The 17,989-nt window shown below is 38.4% G+C and carries 15 protein-coding genes; 12 read left to right on the top strand and 3 right to left on the bottom strand.

Features of this window, described 5'->3' with window-relative positions; genetic code table 11:
- The first annotated feature begins 383 nt into the window (after positions 1–383).
- Positions 384–2,594 carry a methyl-accepting chemotaxis protein gene (locus ABVZ64_RS09595; protein ID WP_352400796.1) on the top strand — a complete coding sequence of 737 codons (2,211 nt, stop codon included), beginning with the start codon at positions 384–386 and terminating at the stop codon, positions 2,592–2,594.
- Positions 2,595–2,742: 148 nt separating this feature from the next.
- Here ABVZ64_RS09595 and ABVZ64_RS09590 read toward each other — a convergent pair whose 3' ends face one another.
- The gene (locus tag ABVZ64_RS09590) at positions 2,743–3,768 is read right to left on the bottom strand and encodes a YeiH family protein (protein ID WP_352400795.1); all 1,026 of its coding nucleotides are present in this window, start codon (positions 3,766–3,768) and stop codon (positions 2,743–2,745) included.
- A gap of 172 nt (positions 3,769–3,940) precedes the next feature.
- Between ABVZ64_RS09590 and ABVZ64_RS09585 the strand changes: the two genes are divergently transcribed.
- Entirely contained in the window at positions 3,941–4,816 is an 876-nt protein-coding gene (locus ABVZ64_RS09585; RefSeq protein ID WP_352400794.1) for a LysR family transcriptional regulator, read from the top strand.
- A 63-nt stretch (positions 4,817–4,879) separates the two neighbouring features.
- Here ABVZ64_RS09585 and ABVZ64_RS09580 read toward each other — a convergent pair whose 3' ends face one another.
- Both ABVZ64_RS09580 and ABVZ64_RS09575 read right to left on the bottom strand, forming a co-directional pair.
- On the bottom strand, positions 4,880–5,545 hold the full coding sequence (locus ABVZ64_RS09580; protein WP_352400793.1) for a YoaK family protein: 666 nt from the start codon (positions 5,543–5,545) through the stop codon (positions 4,880–4,882).
- Positions 5,546–5,558: 13 nt separating this feature from the next.
- A complete protein-coding gene (locus ABVZ64_RS09575) occupies positions 5,559–7,091 on the bottom strand; it encodes a YifB family Mg chelatase-like AAA ATPase (protein ID WP_352400792.1) in 1,533 nt (510 codons plus the stop codon).
- A gap of 197 nt (positions 7,092–7,288) precedes the next feature.
- Here ABVZ64_RS09575 and dprA point away from each other — a divergent pair, with 197 nt between their 5' ends.
- From dprA to rseP, 10 genes are all read left to right on the top strand, one after another.
- A complete protein-coding gene (gene dprA / locus ABVZ64_RS09570) occupies positions 7,289–8,383 on the top strand; it encodes a DNA-processing protein DprA (RefSeq protein WP_352400791.1) in 1,095 nt (364 codons plus the stop codon).
- A gap of 25 nt (positions 8,384–8,408) precedes the next feature.
- Complete coding sequence (gene topA / locus ABVZ64_RS09565) at positions 8,409–10,544, top strand: type I DNA topoisomerase (RefSeq protein ID WP_352400872.1); 2,136 nt, start codon at positions 8,409–8,411, stop codon at positions 10,542–10,544.
- A gap of 188 nt (positions 10,545–10,732) precedes the next feature.
- The gene (rpsB, locus tag ABVZ64_RS09560; RefSeq protein ID WP_352400790.1) at positions 10,733–11,458 is read left to right on the top strand and encodes a 30S ribosomal protein S2; all 726 of its coding nucleotides are present in this window, start codon (positions 10,733–10,735) and stop codon (positions 11,456–11,458) included.
- A gap of 91 nt (positions 11,459–11,549) precedes the next feature.
- Positions 11,550–12,482 (top strand): translation elongation factor Ts, encoded by a 933-nt coding sequence (gene tsf / locus ABVZ64_RS09555; protein ID WP_352400789.1) that lies wholly within the window; start codon positions 11,550–11,552, stop codon positions 12,480–12,482.
- Between the two features lie 289 nt (positions 12,483–12,771).
- A complete protein-coding gene (pyrH, locus tag ABVZ64_RS09550) occupies positions 12,772–13,479 on the top strand; it encodes a UMP kinase (RefSeq protein ID WP_352400788.1) in 708 nt (235 codons plus the stop codon).
- A gap of 25 nt (positions 13,480–13,504) precedes the next feature.
- Positions 13,505–14,062 carry a ribosome recycling factor gene (gene frr / locus ABVZ64_RS09545; protein ID WP_352400787.1) on the top strand — a complete coding sequence of 186 codons (558 nt, stop codon included), beginning with the start codon at positions 13,505–13,507 and terminating at the stop codon, positions 14,060–14,062.
- A 57-nt stretch (positions 14,063–14,119) separates the two neighbouring features.
- Positions 14,120–14,860, top strand: a complete 741-nt coding sequence (gene uppS / locus ABVZ64_RS09540) for an undecaprenyl pyrophosphate synthase (protein WP_352400786.1) — start codon at positions 14,120–14,122, stop codon at positions 14,858–14,860.
- 17 nt (positions 14,861–14,877) lie between these two features.
- The gene (locus ABVZ64_RS09535) at positions 14,878–15,696 is read left to right on the top strand and encodes a phosphatidate cytidylyltransferase (RefSeq protein WP_352400785.1); all 819 of its coding nucleotides are present in this window, start codon (positions 14,878–14,880) and stop codon (positions 15,694–15,696) included.
- 13 nt (positions 15,697–15,709) lie between these two features.
- Positions 15,710–16,855, top strand: coding sequence for a 1-deoxy-D-xylulose-5-phosphate reductoisomerase (locus ABVZ64_RS09530; RefSeq protein WP_352400784.1), 1,146 nt, complete (start codon positions 15,710–15,712; stop codon positions 16,853–16,855).
- 21 nt (positions 16,856–16,876) lie between these two features.
- Positions 16,877–17,947, top strand: coding sequence for an RIP metalloprotease RseP (rseP, locus tag ABVZ64_RS09525; protein WP_352400783.1), 1,071 nt, complete (start codon positions 16,877–16,879; stop codon positions 17,945–17,947).
- Positions 17,948–17,989 lie beyond the last annotated feature (42 nt).

Genomic DNA, 17,989 nt, shown 5'->3' with positions numbered 1-17,989 from the left:
CTTATACAAATTCATTACGTAAGGAGGGATGTTACCATAGTTGCTAAAACACATAATTAAGAGTTTGTATAAAAATTTTTGCACTAAATACGGAATTATATTCTAAATAATAGAACTATATTGGCTGGTTAGTTTCTACTTTTATTAATTCCCTATAAACAGAGTTAATTTCTATATCAGGTAGGTATTTTTTCTCTTTTTGTATAAGAAGTGTAACAAAACGAAAGCTGCTTGCATCAAATCATGGGGAACCAACGAGAAAAAAGTTTTAATAAATTTTTTTTGTAAGTTATGCATATTTAAAAGATTCATTACTTTAAAATATGCCGAGGGTAGTGTAACATGAATAATTTGGTTATAAACCATTTCAGATGGAGGACAAAATGTTTAGAAAGATGAAACTAGCTACAAAAATAGCAATCATTCTAGGGGGAACGCTTACTGTAATACTAACCATTTTGGTTGCAATTTCTACAATTCAAGCAAGCAAAGCTGTAAGAGCTGGAGTGGATGGGGAGTTTGAAAAAATTGCCTCAGACAATGCTTTAATAGTGCAAAACCTTATGGATCAAGCGAAATTGACTGCATTGGATTTACAAAATTACTTGGAAAACAAGTTTGAAGCTGCTGATAAGCTTACCGTGGAAGAAAAGACTGTGACCAAAAGAAGCACCATTTTTAACGCGGATTTACAGGAGATGAAGTTTCTCGTAGAGGAGTATATGCTAAATACAGCATGGAATACTGTAAATAATAATCCGGATATCTCCGGCGTAGGTATTTACTTTGAACCTTATGCATTCGATCCGGCTGTAAAGGAATATGCCATTTACATTGGTGAGGATCAAGCAAAAAAGAAGAACGTCAAAATTGTAGGTGAATACGCAAATTATTCAAATCAGGATTATTATAGCATTGCAAAGGAGACGCAGCAGCCTTACATAACGGACCCGGCAGAATACAATGGAAAAAAGTTAAGTACAATTTCTTTTCCTATTCTTTTTGATAACAAAGTTCAAGGCGTTGTATCTGTGGATATTCTTGTTTCCAATTTCTCTAAAATTAATTCTACCAATGAAAAGTATCCATCTATGTTTGCAAATATTTTGACGCAGGATGGAACTTATGTATATGACAGTACTTCGGAAGAAGTAGTTGGCGTTAATATGAGGGAGTATAATACGCCTGAGGTTATGGAGGAACTTTTTGTAGGATTTGCTGCTAAAAAACCATTTCAAATGATTACTTCATCTACTCATGTAAGTGGTGCAACCACTGAGGTTACCAGATACTTTTATCCTATTGAGTGCGGTTCTCAAATTTGGTGGGCACAATCGTCGTTAGACACAGACGATTTGAATAAGGACGTAACCAGGTTAGCTCTTACAATGCTCATTCTTGCAATAATCGCACTAGCAGCAATCATTATCTTGACTTTGATTGTTCTCAAAGGAATGTTAAAACCCATTAATGATGTGGTAAAGGCAGCTGAACGCATCTCTCATGGGGACTTTGATATTGAGATGGATGTAAAGTCCCAAGATGAAATAGGGAAATTGGCAACAACATTTCATAAAACAGCTGTAAATTTAAAAACCCTAATTAATGATATTGGTTATGTGCTCGGTCGTATGGCAGATGGGGATTTTCAAGTTTCTTCCCAATGCGAAGATAGTTATACAGGGGAATATGAAGAAATATTAATGGCTATGAAAAATATCAAGAGGCAGTTAAGTGACGCCCTAACGCAAATAAATCAAGCATCAGAACAAGTTTCCGTAGGCTCTGAACAGGTTGCTTCTGGTGCCCAAGCACTATCTCAAGGAGCCACAGAGCAAGCATCCTCCATTGAAGAGTTATCAGCCACAATACTGGAGATTTCCGATCATATTAAGAGAAATGCAGACTATGCAGCTAATGCAAAAAAAGCAGTGGAAAATGCTGAAGATCAGGTGGAACATAGCAACAAACAAATTAAAGAAATGATGGAAGCAATGGAAGCCATCAGTTATAAGTCAAAAGAAATAAGTAAGATTATTAAAACCATTGAAGATATTGCGTTTCAGACGAATATACTTGCCTTGAATGCCGCTGTTGAAGCTGCTCGAGCAGGTGAAGCGGGGAAGGGCTTTTCTGTTGTTGCGGATGAAGTTCGTAATTTGGCAGGTAAATCGGCTGAGGCGGCAAAAAACACTGCTATCTTAATAGAAGAAACAGTAAATGCAGTGGAGAAGGGTGCAGATATGGCTGAAAGCACAGAAAAAGCAATGAACAAGATCGTAGACGGAACAATGTCGGTAACGCAACTTGTAGAAAAGATTGCAAATGCTTCCTTTGAACAGGCAAATTCTGTGGAGCAGGTTACCATTGCAGTGGAACAGATCTCGGGCGTTGTGCAAAATAATTCAGCCACTGCAGAAGAAAGTGCTGCTGCTTCCGAGGAGTTAAGCGGTCAGGCTGAAACCTTGAAACAATTGGTAAATAAGTTTAAGCTTACAGATGGGAATTCTTCAGAATACAATGAAGTTTTGGATGCTTCATCCCCTTGGGATGAAAATATGATTCAAACAAATCATCAGGATTTTAAGTATTAATCTAAAAAACAGCAGTTCCTATGTTTATATAAAATGGGAACTGCTGTTTTGTTGTTTGAGGCCATTAAAAATAAAAACCTGTTGCAAGAATTTCTCCATGCAACAGGCTAAAAAAGAACTATTAGAATAGTTAATTTAGTAATATGGTTTAAATGATACCCATGAAATATTCAACTGCAAAAGCAACTACTACCACTAAGAGAGAAATGATAAAGCCATGTACCATTGGTTGATATCCTGATTTTTTCATCTCTTTAAAATCTGTATTTAGCCCAATGGCAGCCAGGGCTCCCACCATAAGGAATTTGCTTAAATCTTTTAACGTTGCAGAGACAGCCTCAGGTATAAATCCTACGCTGTTTAAAATGGACATTCCTACGAAAAGCAAAATAAACCATGGGAAAATCTTTGTAAACTTTACTTGTGAGGTGATTCCAATTTCATTAGCAAAGGTAGCTTCTTTTCTTTTTAAACGCATATGGATCATTGCAAAAATAAGAACAGTAGGTATGATAGATAGTGTTCTTGTCAATTTTACCATAGTTGCAAAATCCCCAGCTGCCTCAGAGAAGGCATAGCCTGCCGCAACTACACTGGATGTATCATTTACAGCTGTTCCTGCCCATAAGCCATAAGCCATGTCGCTAAGACCCATTGCTTTACCCATAATAGGGAATAGCACAATCATAGCCATATCAAACAAAAAAGTTGCACTTATTGCATAAGCAATATCTTTATCCTCCGCCTCAATCACTGGGGCGATAGCCGCAATTGCAGAGCCACCGCAGATACCGGTGCCGGCAGAAATCAGGTTAGAAAGCTTCCAGTCCAACCCTAAGGCTTTCCCAACAAAATAGCCACCACCAAAACAGGTGAGTAGCGTAAAAACCATCACTGTTAAAGATAGACGACCTACCTGTAAAATGGTGCCAATGCTTAAAGATGCACCAAGCAACACAATGGCAAATTTTAACACCTTCTTAGATGTAAATACAATGCCTGGTTTTGTAATTGCATTTGGTTTGTAAATTTGATGGATAAACATACCAATGAATAGGGCAATTACCGAACTTCCAATTAAGTGAATGGGCAATAAACTTTCTAGTAGTTGGGCGATTGCCGCAATGATGAGTGCTAAGAGAAATCCTGGTAAAACTTGAATGATTTTGTTCATAACTTTTTTCCTCCGTTATCAATTCCTTATTCCCTCAGCAATAAATTACCATATTTATTAAATAAAATCAAATTATGATATTTTATAAACCATAAATTTATGTTATAGTATAATGACTCTTTAAATTGCGTTAAAGGAATAAAATCAATGTTATTAGAAAGGAGGTTACTCAATGCTTGATCAGAAGGTAACAACTTTTTTGGCGGTGATTGAAACAGGCAGCTACACGGCAGCAGCAAAACAATTACACATGACTCAGCCGGCAGTAACCCAGCATATTCAAAAATTAGAGGAATATTATGGCTGTCGCTTATTTACCCAAGAGGGGCGGGCGATGCGCCTCACCAAGGATGGTGAGTTTTTTTTGCACTACACCAAAATGCAACAATCTAACGAGAGGCAGTTAGTAGAAAAGCTTATTGGAAACCAGCGACCATTATATATTGGAAGTACACTTTCAATCGCCGATTATTATTTGCCTCCTATGTTGTTCTCTTTTTTAAGAAAAGATAACAGCGGCCTGAATATAACGGTTGCAAACACTAAAATTTTATTGGAAAGTTTGCTTCAAGGCAAACTGGATGCAGCATTTATAGAAGGTATTTTCGACCGGAAATTGTTTGAGGCTGAGGTATTTTGCATAGCAAAATTTATCCCAGTGGTTTCTAAGAAACATCCTCTTGCTGGGAAGAAGGTTGAATTAGCGGATTTGTATGAGTATCCTCTTATTCTTAGGGAACAAGGATCAGGCACTAGGGCAATATTTGAGAGCTATTTGGCGCAACAAAACGATTCCGTTAGTTCTTTTCGTGCTACATGGGAAGTAAGTAGCTTTGTTTTGATAAAACATCTATTAGAAAACACAAATGCCGTTTCCTTCATGTATGAAGCCGTGGCCGAAAAAGAAATCGCAACAAAAAAATTAGAGATGTTGGAACTTCATAATTATCAAGTTAGTCATCCGTTGCAATTTGTATACTTAAAAAATAATTTAGATGAAGATAAACTACTGCATTTTTATTATGAATGCGTTGGAAAAAATCAGTAAAACAAAAAGGAATGTTGCCTCATTATTCAACACTCCTCTTTAAACAGTCCATTTTCAACTTAGCTAGTTTCCTTCTCTAAACAGCATGAGAAGGGCAACAAAAAGTAAAACGCAACAAAACAATACAGATTTTGCTCCCACAAAAGGAGTTATGATGGCCCCAGCCCCTGCACCCAATATAAAAACAAATATGATGCCAAAATACAGGAGTGCTTTTTTACCAGAGTGTCTGTCTTTTTCAAAAACAAGAAGAACCAGCTGCTCTGCACCACTGCGAAGATTTCCGGTACACATTGTAGTAGCATAGGGCAATTTATGAAGGGCACGAAAACTTTGTACTTGCATTGCGCAGATAAAAGAAATTAAAACATTGGCTAAAAGATCGCCTTTGCCCAGGGGCAAAAAAGCCACCAAAATCAATATCGTTATTTCTATTGAAAGGATGACTTGCCTCCAATGTAAGGGCTTTTTGCTAGAAAAATTTCTCTTGATCCACTCATCCAAAAAAATTCCACAAATAAAGGCAAATATAGGAACTAAATAATATAAGGCATGGAAAAAATTCCTTTGTACTAGCTGTATTGCTAATAAAATCATATTGCCTGTTTGTGCATTGGCAAAAACACCGCCTCTGGCGATAAATGTATATGAGTCAAAAAAGCCACCTGCAAATGCTAAAAAAGCCCCGATACAAAAGCTTTCAGACACTTGTTCTTTCCGTTGATCCATTATAAACTCCTTACTAAAGCAGATACTTTCGGTCTAAAGATCGGTATTGCAAAACTTCCGCCAAATGTGGCATTGCAATATGATCGCTACCATCCAAATCTGCAACGGTTCGTGCTACTTTCAAAATTTTATGATATGCCCTGGCGCTTAAATCAAGTCGTTCAAAAGCATTTCGAAGCATTTCTTTTTCCTTGTCACCCAGAGTGCAAAATTTTTCAATTTGGGATGCGCTAAGCTGAGCATTGAAGTAAATTCCTTCATTTTGATACCGTTTTAGTTGTGTTTGATGTGCAACTAAAACTCGTTTTTTGATTTTAGCCGAAGATTCGCCCGATTCTATTCCATCTAAATCCTCATATGTTACAGCAGGCATTTCTACCACGATATCAATTCTATCCAAAAGAGGACCACTGATTTTCCGGTTATACTTTACAATTTCATTCATGGAGCAATGACATTTGTTACTATCCCCCAAATATCCACAAGGGCATGGGTTCATTGCTGCTACCAACATAAAATCAGAGGGGAAGGTAAGGGTGCCATTTACGCGGGAAATGGTAACTTGTCCATCCTCTAAAGGTTGACGCATAATTTCCAAGGCGGATCTTTGAAATTCAGGTAGTTCATCCAGAAAAAGAACGCCATGGTGGGACAAGGAAATTTCACCCGGTTTTGGTATTCGACCACCTCCCGTCAGTGCAGAGGCAGAAATGGTATGATGTGGTGACCGAAAAGGGCGGGTCCGAACCAAAGCGTTTTTGTTCCTCAATAGACCCGCAACGCTATAAATTTTTGTGATTTCAATACTTTCCTCAAAGGTTAAGTCGGGCATAATGGAGGGCAGACGTTTAGCAAGCATTGTCTTGCCTGAACCTGGAGGGCCAACCATCAAAAAATTATGACCACCAGCTGCTGCAATTTCCATAGCCCGCTTTGCATTTTCTTGTCCTTTTACATGAGCAAAATCTAATAAAGACATTGGCTGATTTTCATGAAATAAGGCGTTTAAATCCACAGAAAAAGGTGTGATTTTATTTTTCCCCAATAAGTGCTGAACTATTTCTTTGAGATTATGTACAGGAAAAACCTGAATTCCTTCTACTAAAGCGGCTTCATCCATATTCGCAACAGGAACTAGGCACTTTTTCATGCCATTTCTCTTTGCACCATAAACCATAGGCAATACCCCGTTTACTGGTCGAACAGAACCATCCAGTGAAAGCTCGCCGGTAACGAAATACTCATCTGCAATGCCAATTTGTAAAACACCTCCAGCACAAAGGATGCCAAGGGCGATGGGCAAATCAAAGGAAGCACCCTCTTTGCGTGTGTCCGCGGGGGCAAGGTTAACGGTTATATGCTTTACAGGGAATGTAAACCCAGAGTTTTTGATTGCCGTTCGTACTCTTTCACGGGATTCTTTTACTGCCGAGTCTGGCAAGCCTACAACATCAAAAGATGGAAGCCCGCTACTAAGATCTACTTCAACAGAAACAGGATAACTATCTATTCCTTGTAAAGCAGAACTTTGAATAATTGAAAGCATTGCAACGCCTCTTTTCTTTCTGAAGATAAAAACATCATATCAATTTTTACCAAATTATGCAATGATTCTAGTGAATTTCTACTAATATATATCCATAATTACTGAAATTTTTTCTCAGTTTGCAAATTCTTATTGAATTTTAAAAAAAAAGGTTATATAGTTAAGGTCGTAACTCGACTTAAGGAAGGAGTGCTGGCATGGAGGAATACTATTTGATGTGGCTTTCACGTGTTGAAGGCGTGGGGATCAAACGTATTCGTATGCTTTTGGATCATTTCCAGAGGGCAGAAGCCGTTTGGTATGCTACGAAAGAGCAGCTTCTTTCAATTAAGGGTATCCCCGAAAAGACCATTGACGCAATCATTTCTGCCAGGGATGAAAAACAGTTGGATTTTTGGATTGAAGAATTAGAAGAAAAAGAAATTCAATTTTATTCCTTCTTACATCCCACCTACCCAAGTTTATTAAAGGAAATTTATAGTCCGCCGGTTGGCATTTACGTCAAAGGGATGCTTCCTGATGATAATTTGGACAAGGTTTCGGTGATAGGTGCAAGGCGTTGCTCCCGTTATGGGGCTGGATTGGCCTATCGAACTGGAAAAGATCTAGGCAAAGCAAATTTGGTTGTAGTTAGTGGAATGGCAAAAGGGATTGATACAATGGCACACAAAGGAGCAATAGATGGCGGAGGACAAACCATAGCTGTTCTGGGGTGCGGAGTGGATATTTGCTATCCCTCAGAAAATAGAGAAATTATGGAAACTATTTCTAGCAATGGTTGCTTGATTTCTGAATATCCACCAGGCACAGAACCATCGCCTCACCATTTTCCAAACCGAAATCGAATTATTAGTGGTTTATCAAAAGTTTTAGTTGTTGTTGAGGCAGGCAAAAAAAGTGGAACATTGATTACCGTGGATTTGGCTTTGGAAAGCGGGCGGAGCGTTTTTGCTTTCCCCGGAAACGTAACCAGTGCCTTAAGTGAAGGAACAAATAGTTTAATAAAACAAGGTTGTTACCCAATTACAGAAAGTAATGATATTTTGTTTGAATTGGGCATTACTTATAATGAAACGGAAAGACAAAGTTTTTCAAACCAAATTGCATCGAAGCTTTCGTTGGAAGAAAAAGAAATTTATGAACAAATATTTGATAAAGAACCAGTTTTAGCAGAAACCATTTGCAGGAAGCTGCATAAAAATATACAGGAAGTGCAGTATATACTTTCCTTGTTAGAAATTGCAGGATATGTACGCAAAGTACCCCAGGCTGGATATATCAGGGAAGGTTAATTTGAGGTGAAGTATGACAAAGGAAATGACGGAAAAAAGTAATAAAACAACCAAAACTAGCACCAAAGGGGCAAAAACGGGAAAAAAATATCTTGTGATAGTAGAGTCCCCCGCCAAGGCGGCTACCATTGGGAAGTTTTTAGGTTCCAATTATAAAATCGAAGCATCCATGGGGCATATTAGAGATTTGCCCAAAAGCCAATTGGGCATTAACATAGAGAATGATTTTGAACCGAAATATATCACCATTCGTGGTAAAGGGGACTTGCTCAGCAAGCTTCGTAGAGATGCAAAAAGTGCGGACAAAGTATTTCTTGCAACTGACCCTGACCGTGAAGGAGAGGCAATTAGCTGGCACTTGCTTCATGCATTAAACCTTGGGGAAGAAAAGGATATCAGTAGAATCACCTTTAATGAAATTACAAAAACAGCTGTGAAGCGTTCCATCAACGAAGCAAGAGACATTGATATGGATTTGGTGGATGCTCAGCAAGCACGCCGTCTTTTAGATCGAATGGTAGGCTATACCATTAGCGATTTGCTATGGCAAAAGGTGAAGAAGGGGCTTTCTGGAGGACGTGTGCAATCTGTAGCTCTGCGTATCATTTGCGATAGAGAAGAAGAAATTCTGGCATTTATTCCAACTGAATATTGGTCTTTAACCGCAAGGCTTTCAGACAAAAACGGAAAAAATTTAGATGCAAGATTTTATGGAAAAAATGATGAAAAAATCGAACTTTCTAATGGCGAAGAGACTGATGAAGTTTTAAAGGGAATTCAGAATCATGAATTTTTGGTGACCGACGTAAAAACAGGTAGTCGCCAGAAAAAACCTGTGGCACCCTTTACAACCAGTACCTTGCAACAGGAAGCCAGCAAGCATCTGAACATGGCCACCCAAAAAACCATGATGATTGCCCAGCAGCTTTATGAAGGTATCAATATCAAGGGAGAAGGTACCGTTGGTTTGGTTTCCTATATTCGTACAGACTCGTTCCGTATCTCCGATGAAGCTTACGATGCAGTCGTTAGTTTTATAAAAGATGAGTACGGTGATAAGTACGTAAATCCTGAGAGGGTTGTGTATAAATCCAAGGGCAAAACACAGGATGCCCACGAGGCAATACGTCCCACCGAGGTCTTACGTACTCCAGATAGCATTAAGGATTCCTTGTCAAAGGATCAATTTCGTTTATATAAATTAATTTGGGAGCGCTTTGTTGCTAGTCAGATGAGTCCTGCCGTTTATGATACCCTTTCTGTGAAATTGCAGGCAGGCGAATACACCTTTAGAAGTTCTGGCTCAAGTCTTAAATTTAAGGGCTTTTTGGAGGCATATAATAAAGGAGAAGAAGAGGATGAAAAAATGATCCCTCTTTTGGAAAAAGGGGATGTGTTAAAGACTGTGGAGCTTTTGCCAGAGCAACATTTTACTCAGCCGCCGGCAAGATTTACCGACGCTTCTTTGATTAAAACCTTAGAGGAAATTGGTGTTGGTCGTCCAAGCACCTATGCACCTACTTTAACAACGATTCAGGCCCGCCATTATGTTATTAAAGAGGCCAAAAATCTTTATCCCACTGAACTGGGTGAAGTCGTAAACGATATCATGAAAAACTACTTCTCAGATATTGTCGATATAGATTTTACGGCAAACATGGAAAAACGTCTGGATGAGGTGGAAATTGGACACGAGGAGTGGAAACAAATCATTCGTGATTTCTATCCTGGCTTTAAAGCATGTGTTGACGATGCCAGAGAGAAGTTAGCGAAAGTAGAAATAAAAGATGAAGAAAGCGATGTTATCTGTGAAAAATGTGGCAGAAACATGGTGATAAAATACGGAAGGTATGGGAAATTTTTGGCTTGCCCTGGTTTTCCTGAATGCCAAAATGCAAAACCTTTCTTTGAAGAAGCAGGGGTAAACTGCCCTGAATGCGGAGGTAAGGTGCTAATTAAGAAAACAAAAAAAGGTCGTGCATATTACGGTTGTGAAAACAATCCAGAGTGTGGATTTATGTCTTGGAATAAGCCAACAGGAGAAAAATGCCCCCTTTGTGGTAGCTTTTTGGAAGAAAAGGGAAGGAAGAATCCTAAAGTTGTTTGTTCTAATGAAAAATGCGGTTATGTGAAAGAAAAAGTTTTAGAAGAAGTGAAATAACGATAAAACGACCATTTTTTCAAAAAAAAGTAGAAAAAACTTTGATTAAATGGTTGTTTTTTGTTTTCTTCTATGATATAATCCCATAGGTAACTTTAAAACACACGCATCGGTTGCCTAAGGAAAGGTGCCGACAAAGGTCGGTTTCTTTTAGGAAGATGCGGAGGACTAACCACAGGAGGTGCGCTATGGGCGTAATTTCAATGAAACAATTATTAGAAGCAGGTGTTCACTTTGGACACCAGACAAGAAGATGGAATCCTAAAATGGCTGAATACATCTTCGCAGAAAGAAACGGTATCTACATCATCGACCTACAGAAGACTGTAAAAAAAGTTGATGAAGCTTATGCAGAAATCTGCAAAACAATTGCAGATGGCGGCGAAATCTTATTCGTAGGTACAAAGAAACAGGCTCAGGAATGCATGAAAGAAGAAGCTGAAAGATGTGGAATGTACTATGTTAACCAGAGATGGTTGGGTGGTATGCTTACAAACTTCAGCACCATCAAAAAAAGAATTGCAAGACTGAAAGAATTAGAAAAAATGCAGGCTGACGGTATCTTCGAAGTATTGCCTAAAAAAGAAGTTGCAGCTTTGATGCACGAAATGGATAAGCTGGAAAAAAACTTGGGCGGTATCAAAAACATGAAAAAGGTACCCGATATGATGTTTGTTGTTGATACAAGAAAAGAAAGAATTGCTGTTCAGGAAGCTCACAACTTGGGTATCCCCATCGTTGCAATCGTAGATACTAATTGTGATCCTGATGAAATCGATTATGTTATCCCTGGTAACGACGATGCAATCCGTGCAGTAAAATTGATTGCTTCTAAGGTTGCTGACGCTGTTTTGGAATCTAAGCAGGGTGAACAAGAAACAGTAGCTGTTGAAGCAGAAGTAGCAGCTGAATAATTTATTCTACAAGGCATTTGCCCGAGCTTCAGCCAACTTACGGGCTGAAGCTCTTTTTATATTACTAGTGAAAATACGGAGGGAAAAAAACATGGCAATTACAGCAGCAATGGTGAAAGAATTACGAGAAATTACAGGCGTTGGTATGATGGACTGTAAAAAAGCGCTGACTGAAACAGACGGCGATATGGAAAAGGCAGTAGAACTCTTAAGAGAAAAGGGTCTTGCAGCTTCCGCAAAGAAAGCTGGTCGTATTGCTTCCGAAGGTATTGTTGATGTTTACGTAAGTGAAGACAACAAAGTTGGTACAATTATTGAAGTTAACTCTGAAACAGACTTCGTTGCGAAAAATCAGATTTTTAGAGATTATGTTGCTGCTGTTGCCAAGCAGGCTTCCAAGTCATCAGCAGCTGATATGGATGCTTTCTTTGAAGAAAAGTGGGATTTGGATCCTCAGTATACAGTAAGAGAAGCACTGAGCCAGCAGGTAGCGATCATAGGTGAAAACTTGAACATCAGACGTTTTGAAAACTTTGCTAAAGCACAGTCTGGCAAATTAGTTTCCTATATCCACGGCGGTGGTAGAATCGGTGTTATGATTGAATTGGCTTGTGCTAATGAAAGTGAAGAATTGGTTGAGCTGGGTAAAAACATTGCAATGCAGATTGCAGCTTTGAACCCTAAATTTATCACAGAGAATGATGTACCTTCTGATTTTATCGAAAAAGAAACAGAAATCTTGACAGTTCAAGCAAAAGGTGACCCTAAAAATGCAAGCAAACCTGACCAGATTATCGCTAAGATGATTGAAGGTAGATTGAAAAAAGAATTGAAAGAAATCTGCTTAGTTGAACAGCCTTACGTTAAGGATGGCGATTTGACAGTTCAAAAATATATTGATTCCGTTGCTAAAGTAGTAGGTGCTCCTATCGAAATCACACGTTTCGTTCGCTTTGAAACTGGTGAAGGCTTAGAAAAGAAAGATGAAAACTTTGCTGATGAAGTAGCAAAGGCAATGGCTTAATCAAAATTTATAAAAGTGAAAAGGAAACGCCAACTATCTGGCGTTTCTTTTTTACGGCAAATTCTGAAAATCCTATTTATTTTAAGGCACTAGAACAGCCATAAATATAAATAGAAATACTTATGTAATTATTTTTTCACTCTGAAAAGTATTTATCAAAACATTGTTGTTGTGAACACTGTTAACTATTTGTTAGACTGCGAAATGAAATGCAAATAGAATTGACTATAAATATGTGGAAATTTTATTGGGATTGTGATACATTAGAAGGGTAAGGAGGCTGTTATCAATGTATAAGAGAATTGTCCTGAAACTAAGTGGCGAAGCCTTGGCTGGAGATAAGGATGGTGTTACTTTTGACGATACAATCATTTGGGGCTTGGTTTCCCAAATCAAAGAAGTAATCAGCAAGGGTACACAAGTTTGTCTTGTGGTAGGCGGTGGTAACTTCTGGCGAGGTAGAAGTGCTACATCTGGTATGGATAGAACCAAAGCTGATCAGATTGGTATGCTGGCAACCGTTATGAATGCCATTTACCTAGCCGATGCTTTTAGACAAAATGGCGTTTCTGCAACTGTTCAGACACCCATTCCCATTGGAACAATGACAGAGCTTTTTTCCAAAGATGTTGCCTTGGCACGCTTAGAAAAAGGTGAAGTTCTAATTTTTGCCGCTGGCCTTGGACACCCATTTTTCTCGACAGATACAATTACAGCCTTAAGAGGGGCCGAACTCGATGTAGACGGGTTATTCTTTGCAAAGAATATTGATGGCGTTTATGATGATGATCCTGCTGTAAATCCGAATGCCAAAAAGATTGATATGATTAAATCGGAAGAAATTGTCAAGAATAATCTTAAGGTAATCGATATGGCAGCTGCAAATCTTTGTTTTGAAAGAAAAATCCCCGTTGTTATTTTTGGTTTAAATGAAGACAGAAGTATAATTCGCGCAGTAAGCGGAGAAAAAATTGGTACTATTGTTACAGTTTCTTAAATTATAATCATAGGAGGCAAACGCTATGGCATCTGAATTAATCAAACCTTATGAAGAAAAAATGGTGAAAACCGTTGCAGCTTTGGTAAACGACTATGCAACAATTCGTGCAGGCCGTGCAAACCCCCATGTGCTTGATAAAATCACTGTTGAATATTATGGCACACCCACCCCAATCAATCAGGTTGGCAGTATCTCTGTTCCAGAAGCACGTATTATCCAGATTCAGCCTTGGGACAACTCAGTTTTAAAGGCAATTGAAAAAGCCATCAATGCATCTGATTTGGGTCTTAATCCCAACAACGATGGTAAAGTTATCCGCCTTATTTTCCCTGAGTTAACAGAGGAAAGAAGAAAGGATTTAACAAAAGAAATGAAAAAGAAAGCAGAAAACTCTAAAGTAGCAATTCGTAATATCAGACGTGATGCTTTGGATGCTTTCAAAAAAATTGAGAAAAAGAAAGAAATTACTGAGGACGAATTAAAAGATCTGGAGGATGAAACACAGAAGCTTACAGATAAATACATCGCAGAAGTTGATAAAAAATGTGACGAAAAATGCAAAGACATCCTAGCAGTATAAGATGATTAACCTGCCCCTCTGGTATTAAGAGGGGCTTTGTTACACGGAGGAATTTTAATGTTTTTTAAGAAAAAAAACGATGCAATCATCGTAGATCCTTCACGCCTACCAAAACATATTGCAATTATCATGGATGGTAACGGCAGATGGGCGGCAAAAAGATCATTGCCAAGAAAAGCGGGACATAAGGCAGGAGCTGAGGCTCTCGAGCGTGTTGTTACCGAAGCAAAGAAAATGGGGATTCAGCATGTTACGGTATATGCGTTTTCTACGGAAAACTGGAAACGCTCAAATGACGAAGTGGCTGCAATTATGGATTTGTTGCGACATTATTTAAAAGATTCTTTTCAAAGATTTCTTAAAGATGACGTAAGGATGCAAGTAATCGGGGATGTTTCAGGCTTGGATGTAGACATTCAAGAGCAAATAAAAGTGATAGTAGAAGAGTCAAAAGAGAAGCAAGGGATGACAGTTCATATTGCATTAAACTATGGCGGAAGAGATGAACTACGTCGTGGTATTCAAAAAATTGCTGAAAAGGTTGAAAGTGGCGAACTTTCTTCAAAAGAAATTTCTGAAGAAACCATTGAGGCTTATTTAGATACAGCAGGCGTCCCAGACCCTGAGTTAGTCATTCGCACAAGCGGTGAGGAGCGTATCAGCAATTTTCTTTTGTGGCAAATTGCTTACTCTGAATTCTATTTTACAGATGTACTGTGGCCTGATTTTGGTAAAAAAGACTTGGAAAAAGCGATTTACTATTATCAGAATAGAGAACGCCGCTTCGGCGGAAGATAAAAATGAGGTGATTTTTATTGAAAACTAGAATCATTTCCGCATTGGTGCTTCTACCATTTCTGATATTTGTCGTAGTATCTGGCGGCTTTTGGTTGAAGGCTGCAACAATTGTTTTGGGCTTGATTGGAATGCACGAGTTTTATCAGGCATTTTCAAAAGATAATACAGGACTTCATGTAATAGGTTATATGTTTGCACTATTTTATGGCCTTTTCATGGAACAAATTATCAATGCAGACAACTATTTTAATATTTTTGTATCCCTTTTTCTTGTGGTGTTATTGGTTTATACTGTTGTTTGCCATAATAAAACCAATGCTTTAGAAGGAATGACAGGCTTTTTTGGATTTTTTTATGCTTTTTTCTTGTTATCTCATATTTATTTGATTCGAGAATTCGCTTATGGCAAGTATTTAGTTTGGCTAGCCTTTATTGCAGCTTTTGGCTGCGATACGGGGGCTTATTTTGTTGGCGTTAAATTTGGCAAGCACAAATTAATCCCTTCTCTTAGCCCCAAAAAAACCATTGAAGGATCTATTGGAGGAATACTAACAGCAACTTTACTTTCTCTGGCTTATGGCTATTGGATTGGTAATTTAGTTGTTTTTGAAGATGTTAATTTGTTGTTGTTATGTGGCTTAGCAGGTTTTTTTGGTTCATTCTTAGCCCAAATTGGCGATTTGGCTGCTTCGGCTATGAAAAGGTTAACTACAATTAAAGATTTTGGTAAACTTATTCCTGGGCATGGTGGGGTGTTAGATCGCTTTGACAGCGTAATTTTAACAGCTCCAGCCCTTTATTACATTATGTTTTTCTTAATTGAAGTGAAACCATAAAGAGGTAAGTGAGATGAGAGAGATTTCTATTTTAGGCTCCACGGGTTCCATCGGTACACAAACATTAGAAGTAATTGAGAACCTAAAGGATATTCGTGTGGCAGGTATAAGCGCAAATCATAACATTGATTTATTAGAAAAACAGGCCAGAAAGTTTAGGCCTCGTTTTGTTGCTGTTATGGATGATAGTAATGCAAAAAAATTAAAAGAACGTCTTTCCGATGTAGATATAAAAGTTTTAAAGGGTATGGAGGGCTTAATTGAAGTTGCTACAATTCAGTCTGTGGATACAGTCGTAACATCGGTAGTGGGAAATGTGGGATTAAAGCCAACCTTTGAAGCAATTACAGCAGGAAAAAATATTGCACTGGCAAATAAAGAGACTCTTGTTTCCGCGGGCCAACTTGTAATGGATTTGGCAAAGAAAAAAAATATTTCCATTTACCCTGTAGATAGCGAACATTCTGCAATCTTTCAATCATTACAAGGGAATGAGGGCAGCCCCATCCGTCGCATTTTATTAACTGCCTCGGGCGGGCCTTTTCGTGGAAAAAAGAAAGCAGAATTAGCACATACTACTGTTGCCGATGCCTTGAACCATCCTAATTGGTCCATGGGTAAAAAAATTACTATTGATTCTGCCACGCTGATGAATAAAGGGCTAGAAGTCATGGAAGCAAGGTGGCTTTTTGATGTTCCCACAGACAAAATCGAGGTTTTAATCCATCCACAAAGCATTCTCCATTCTGCAGTTGAGTATGAGGATGGGGCGATTATGGCGCAAATGGGCGAACCTGATATGAAGGTACCCATTCAATATGCGTTAACCTACCCAAAAAGGGTGAAAAGTCCATATCCGAAGGTTGACTTTCTGAAAAGAAATTCCTTGACTTTTCAAGAGCCTGATCTGGAAACATTTAGATGTTTGGCCTTGGCCTATCAAGCTCTAGAAACTGGGGGAACCCTGCCAGCAGTGTTAAATGGTGCAAATGAAATAGCGGTTGAAAGGTTTTTAAATGGAAAAATTTCTTTTTTGCAAATACCTGAATTGATAGAACAAACTATGAATGCATATACTGTGAAGTATGAATATACATTAGAAGATTTATTGGAAGCAGATAAATGGGCAAGAAGCTTTGCATCAAATTTGAACTTCTAATAAACGAGAGGGGGCAGGAGCTTGTTCTCCATTATTATTTCGCTAATTTTAATCGGTGTCCTTGTTATTGTTCATGAATTTGGACACTTTATTGCGGCAAAAAAAAGTGGGATTCTTGTAGAAGAATTTTCCATTGGTATGGGTGCGAAGATTTTTTCTCGCAAAAAGGGAGAAACAGAGTATAGTATTCGCCTTTTACCATTAGGTGGTTTTTGTCGAATGCAAGGAGAGGGAGAAGATGGTACCGTTGGGCCTCGCTCCTTCCTAAATAAGTCCATAGGTGTTCGCTTTATTGTAATGGCGGCGGGTTCCTTTATGAACTTTGTCTTGGCACTGGTACTAATTATAGGTTTGACCTCAACTTCTTATATGGCGGTCCCCATTATTCGAGAAGTTTTGCCAAACACACCAGCAGAAGAAATTGGCTTACAGCCCGGTGATCAAATTTATAGAATCAATGGCAAGCGAATCCATATTTATGATGAACTGGAATCTAAGCTTTATAAAAATGGCGGGAATGAATTAAGAGTTGATATTCTTCGTGATGGTCAAGAATACACTTATAAAATCACCCCCCAGTTTGATGCCCAGCGCCAAGGTTATCTCATTGGCTTTGCACCAGAAATTGAAGTCGGTTTATTTGCTCAGGATATGGATGGTTACAATCGTACCACCATACTCGATACCGTTAGGTATAGTTACTATTCAATGATAAACTATATCAAACTAACCGCTGAAGGTTTGGCCCGTGTTTTTACATTTACTGCGGAGCAGGATGAATTCGGTGGACCAATTACCATTGTAAAAATGGTTGGAGATAGTTATGAAGCTGGCTTAACGTATAGTGTAAAAGCGGCAATTCAAAATGTAGTTTATATCGGCGCAGTCTTGAGTGCTAATTTAGGTGTACTTAACCTCTTTCCAATTCCCGCATTAGATGGTGGAAAGATCTTGTTGCTTATGGTGGAAGCTGTGCGCAGAAAGCCTCTAAACCCTGAGTTGGAGAACCGCATACATTTTTTAGGCTTTGCATTTTTGATGGGGTTAATGGTATTTGTTTTATATGGTGATATCGTAAAATTATTTGCATAACAAAAAACAATGTTTGCTATATCAAAACAAGAAATAATTCTT

The organism is Anaerotignum sp. (assembly GCF_040307045.1).
In the GTDB taxonomy this organism is placed as follows: Bacteria; Bacillota; Clostridia; order Lachnospirales; family Anaerotignaceae; genus Chakrabartyella.
The sequence above is the reverse complement of the archived record's forward strand: the minus strand, read 5'-3'. Positions and strand labels throughout refer to the sequence as shown.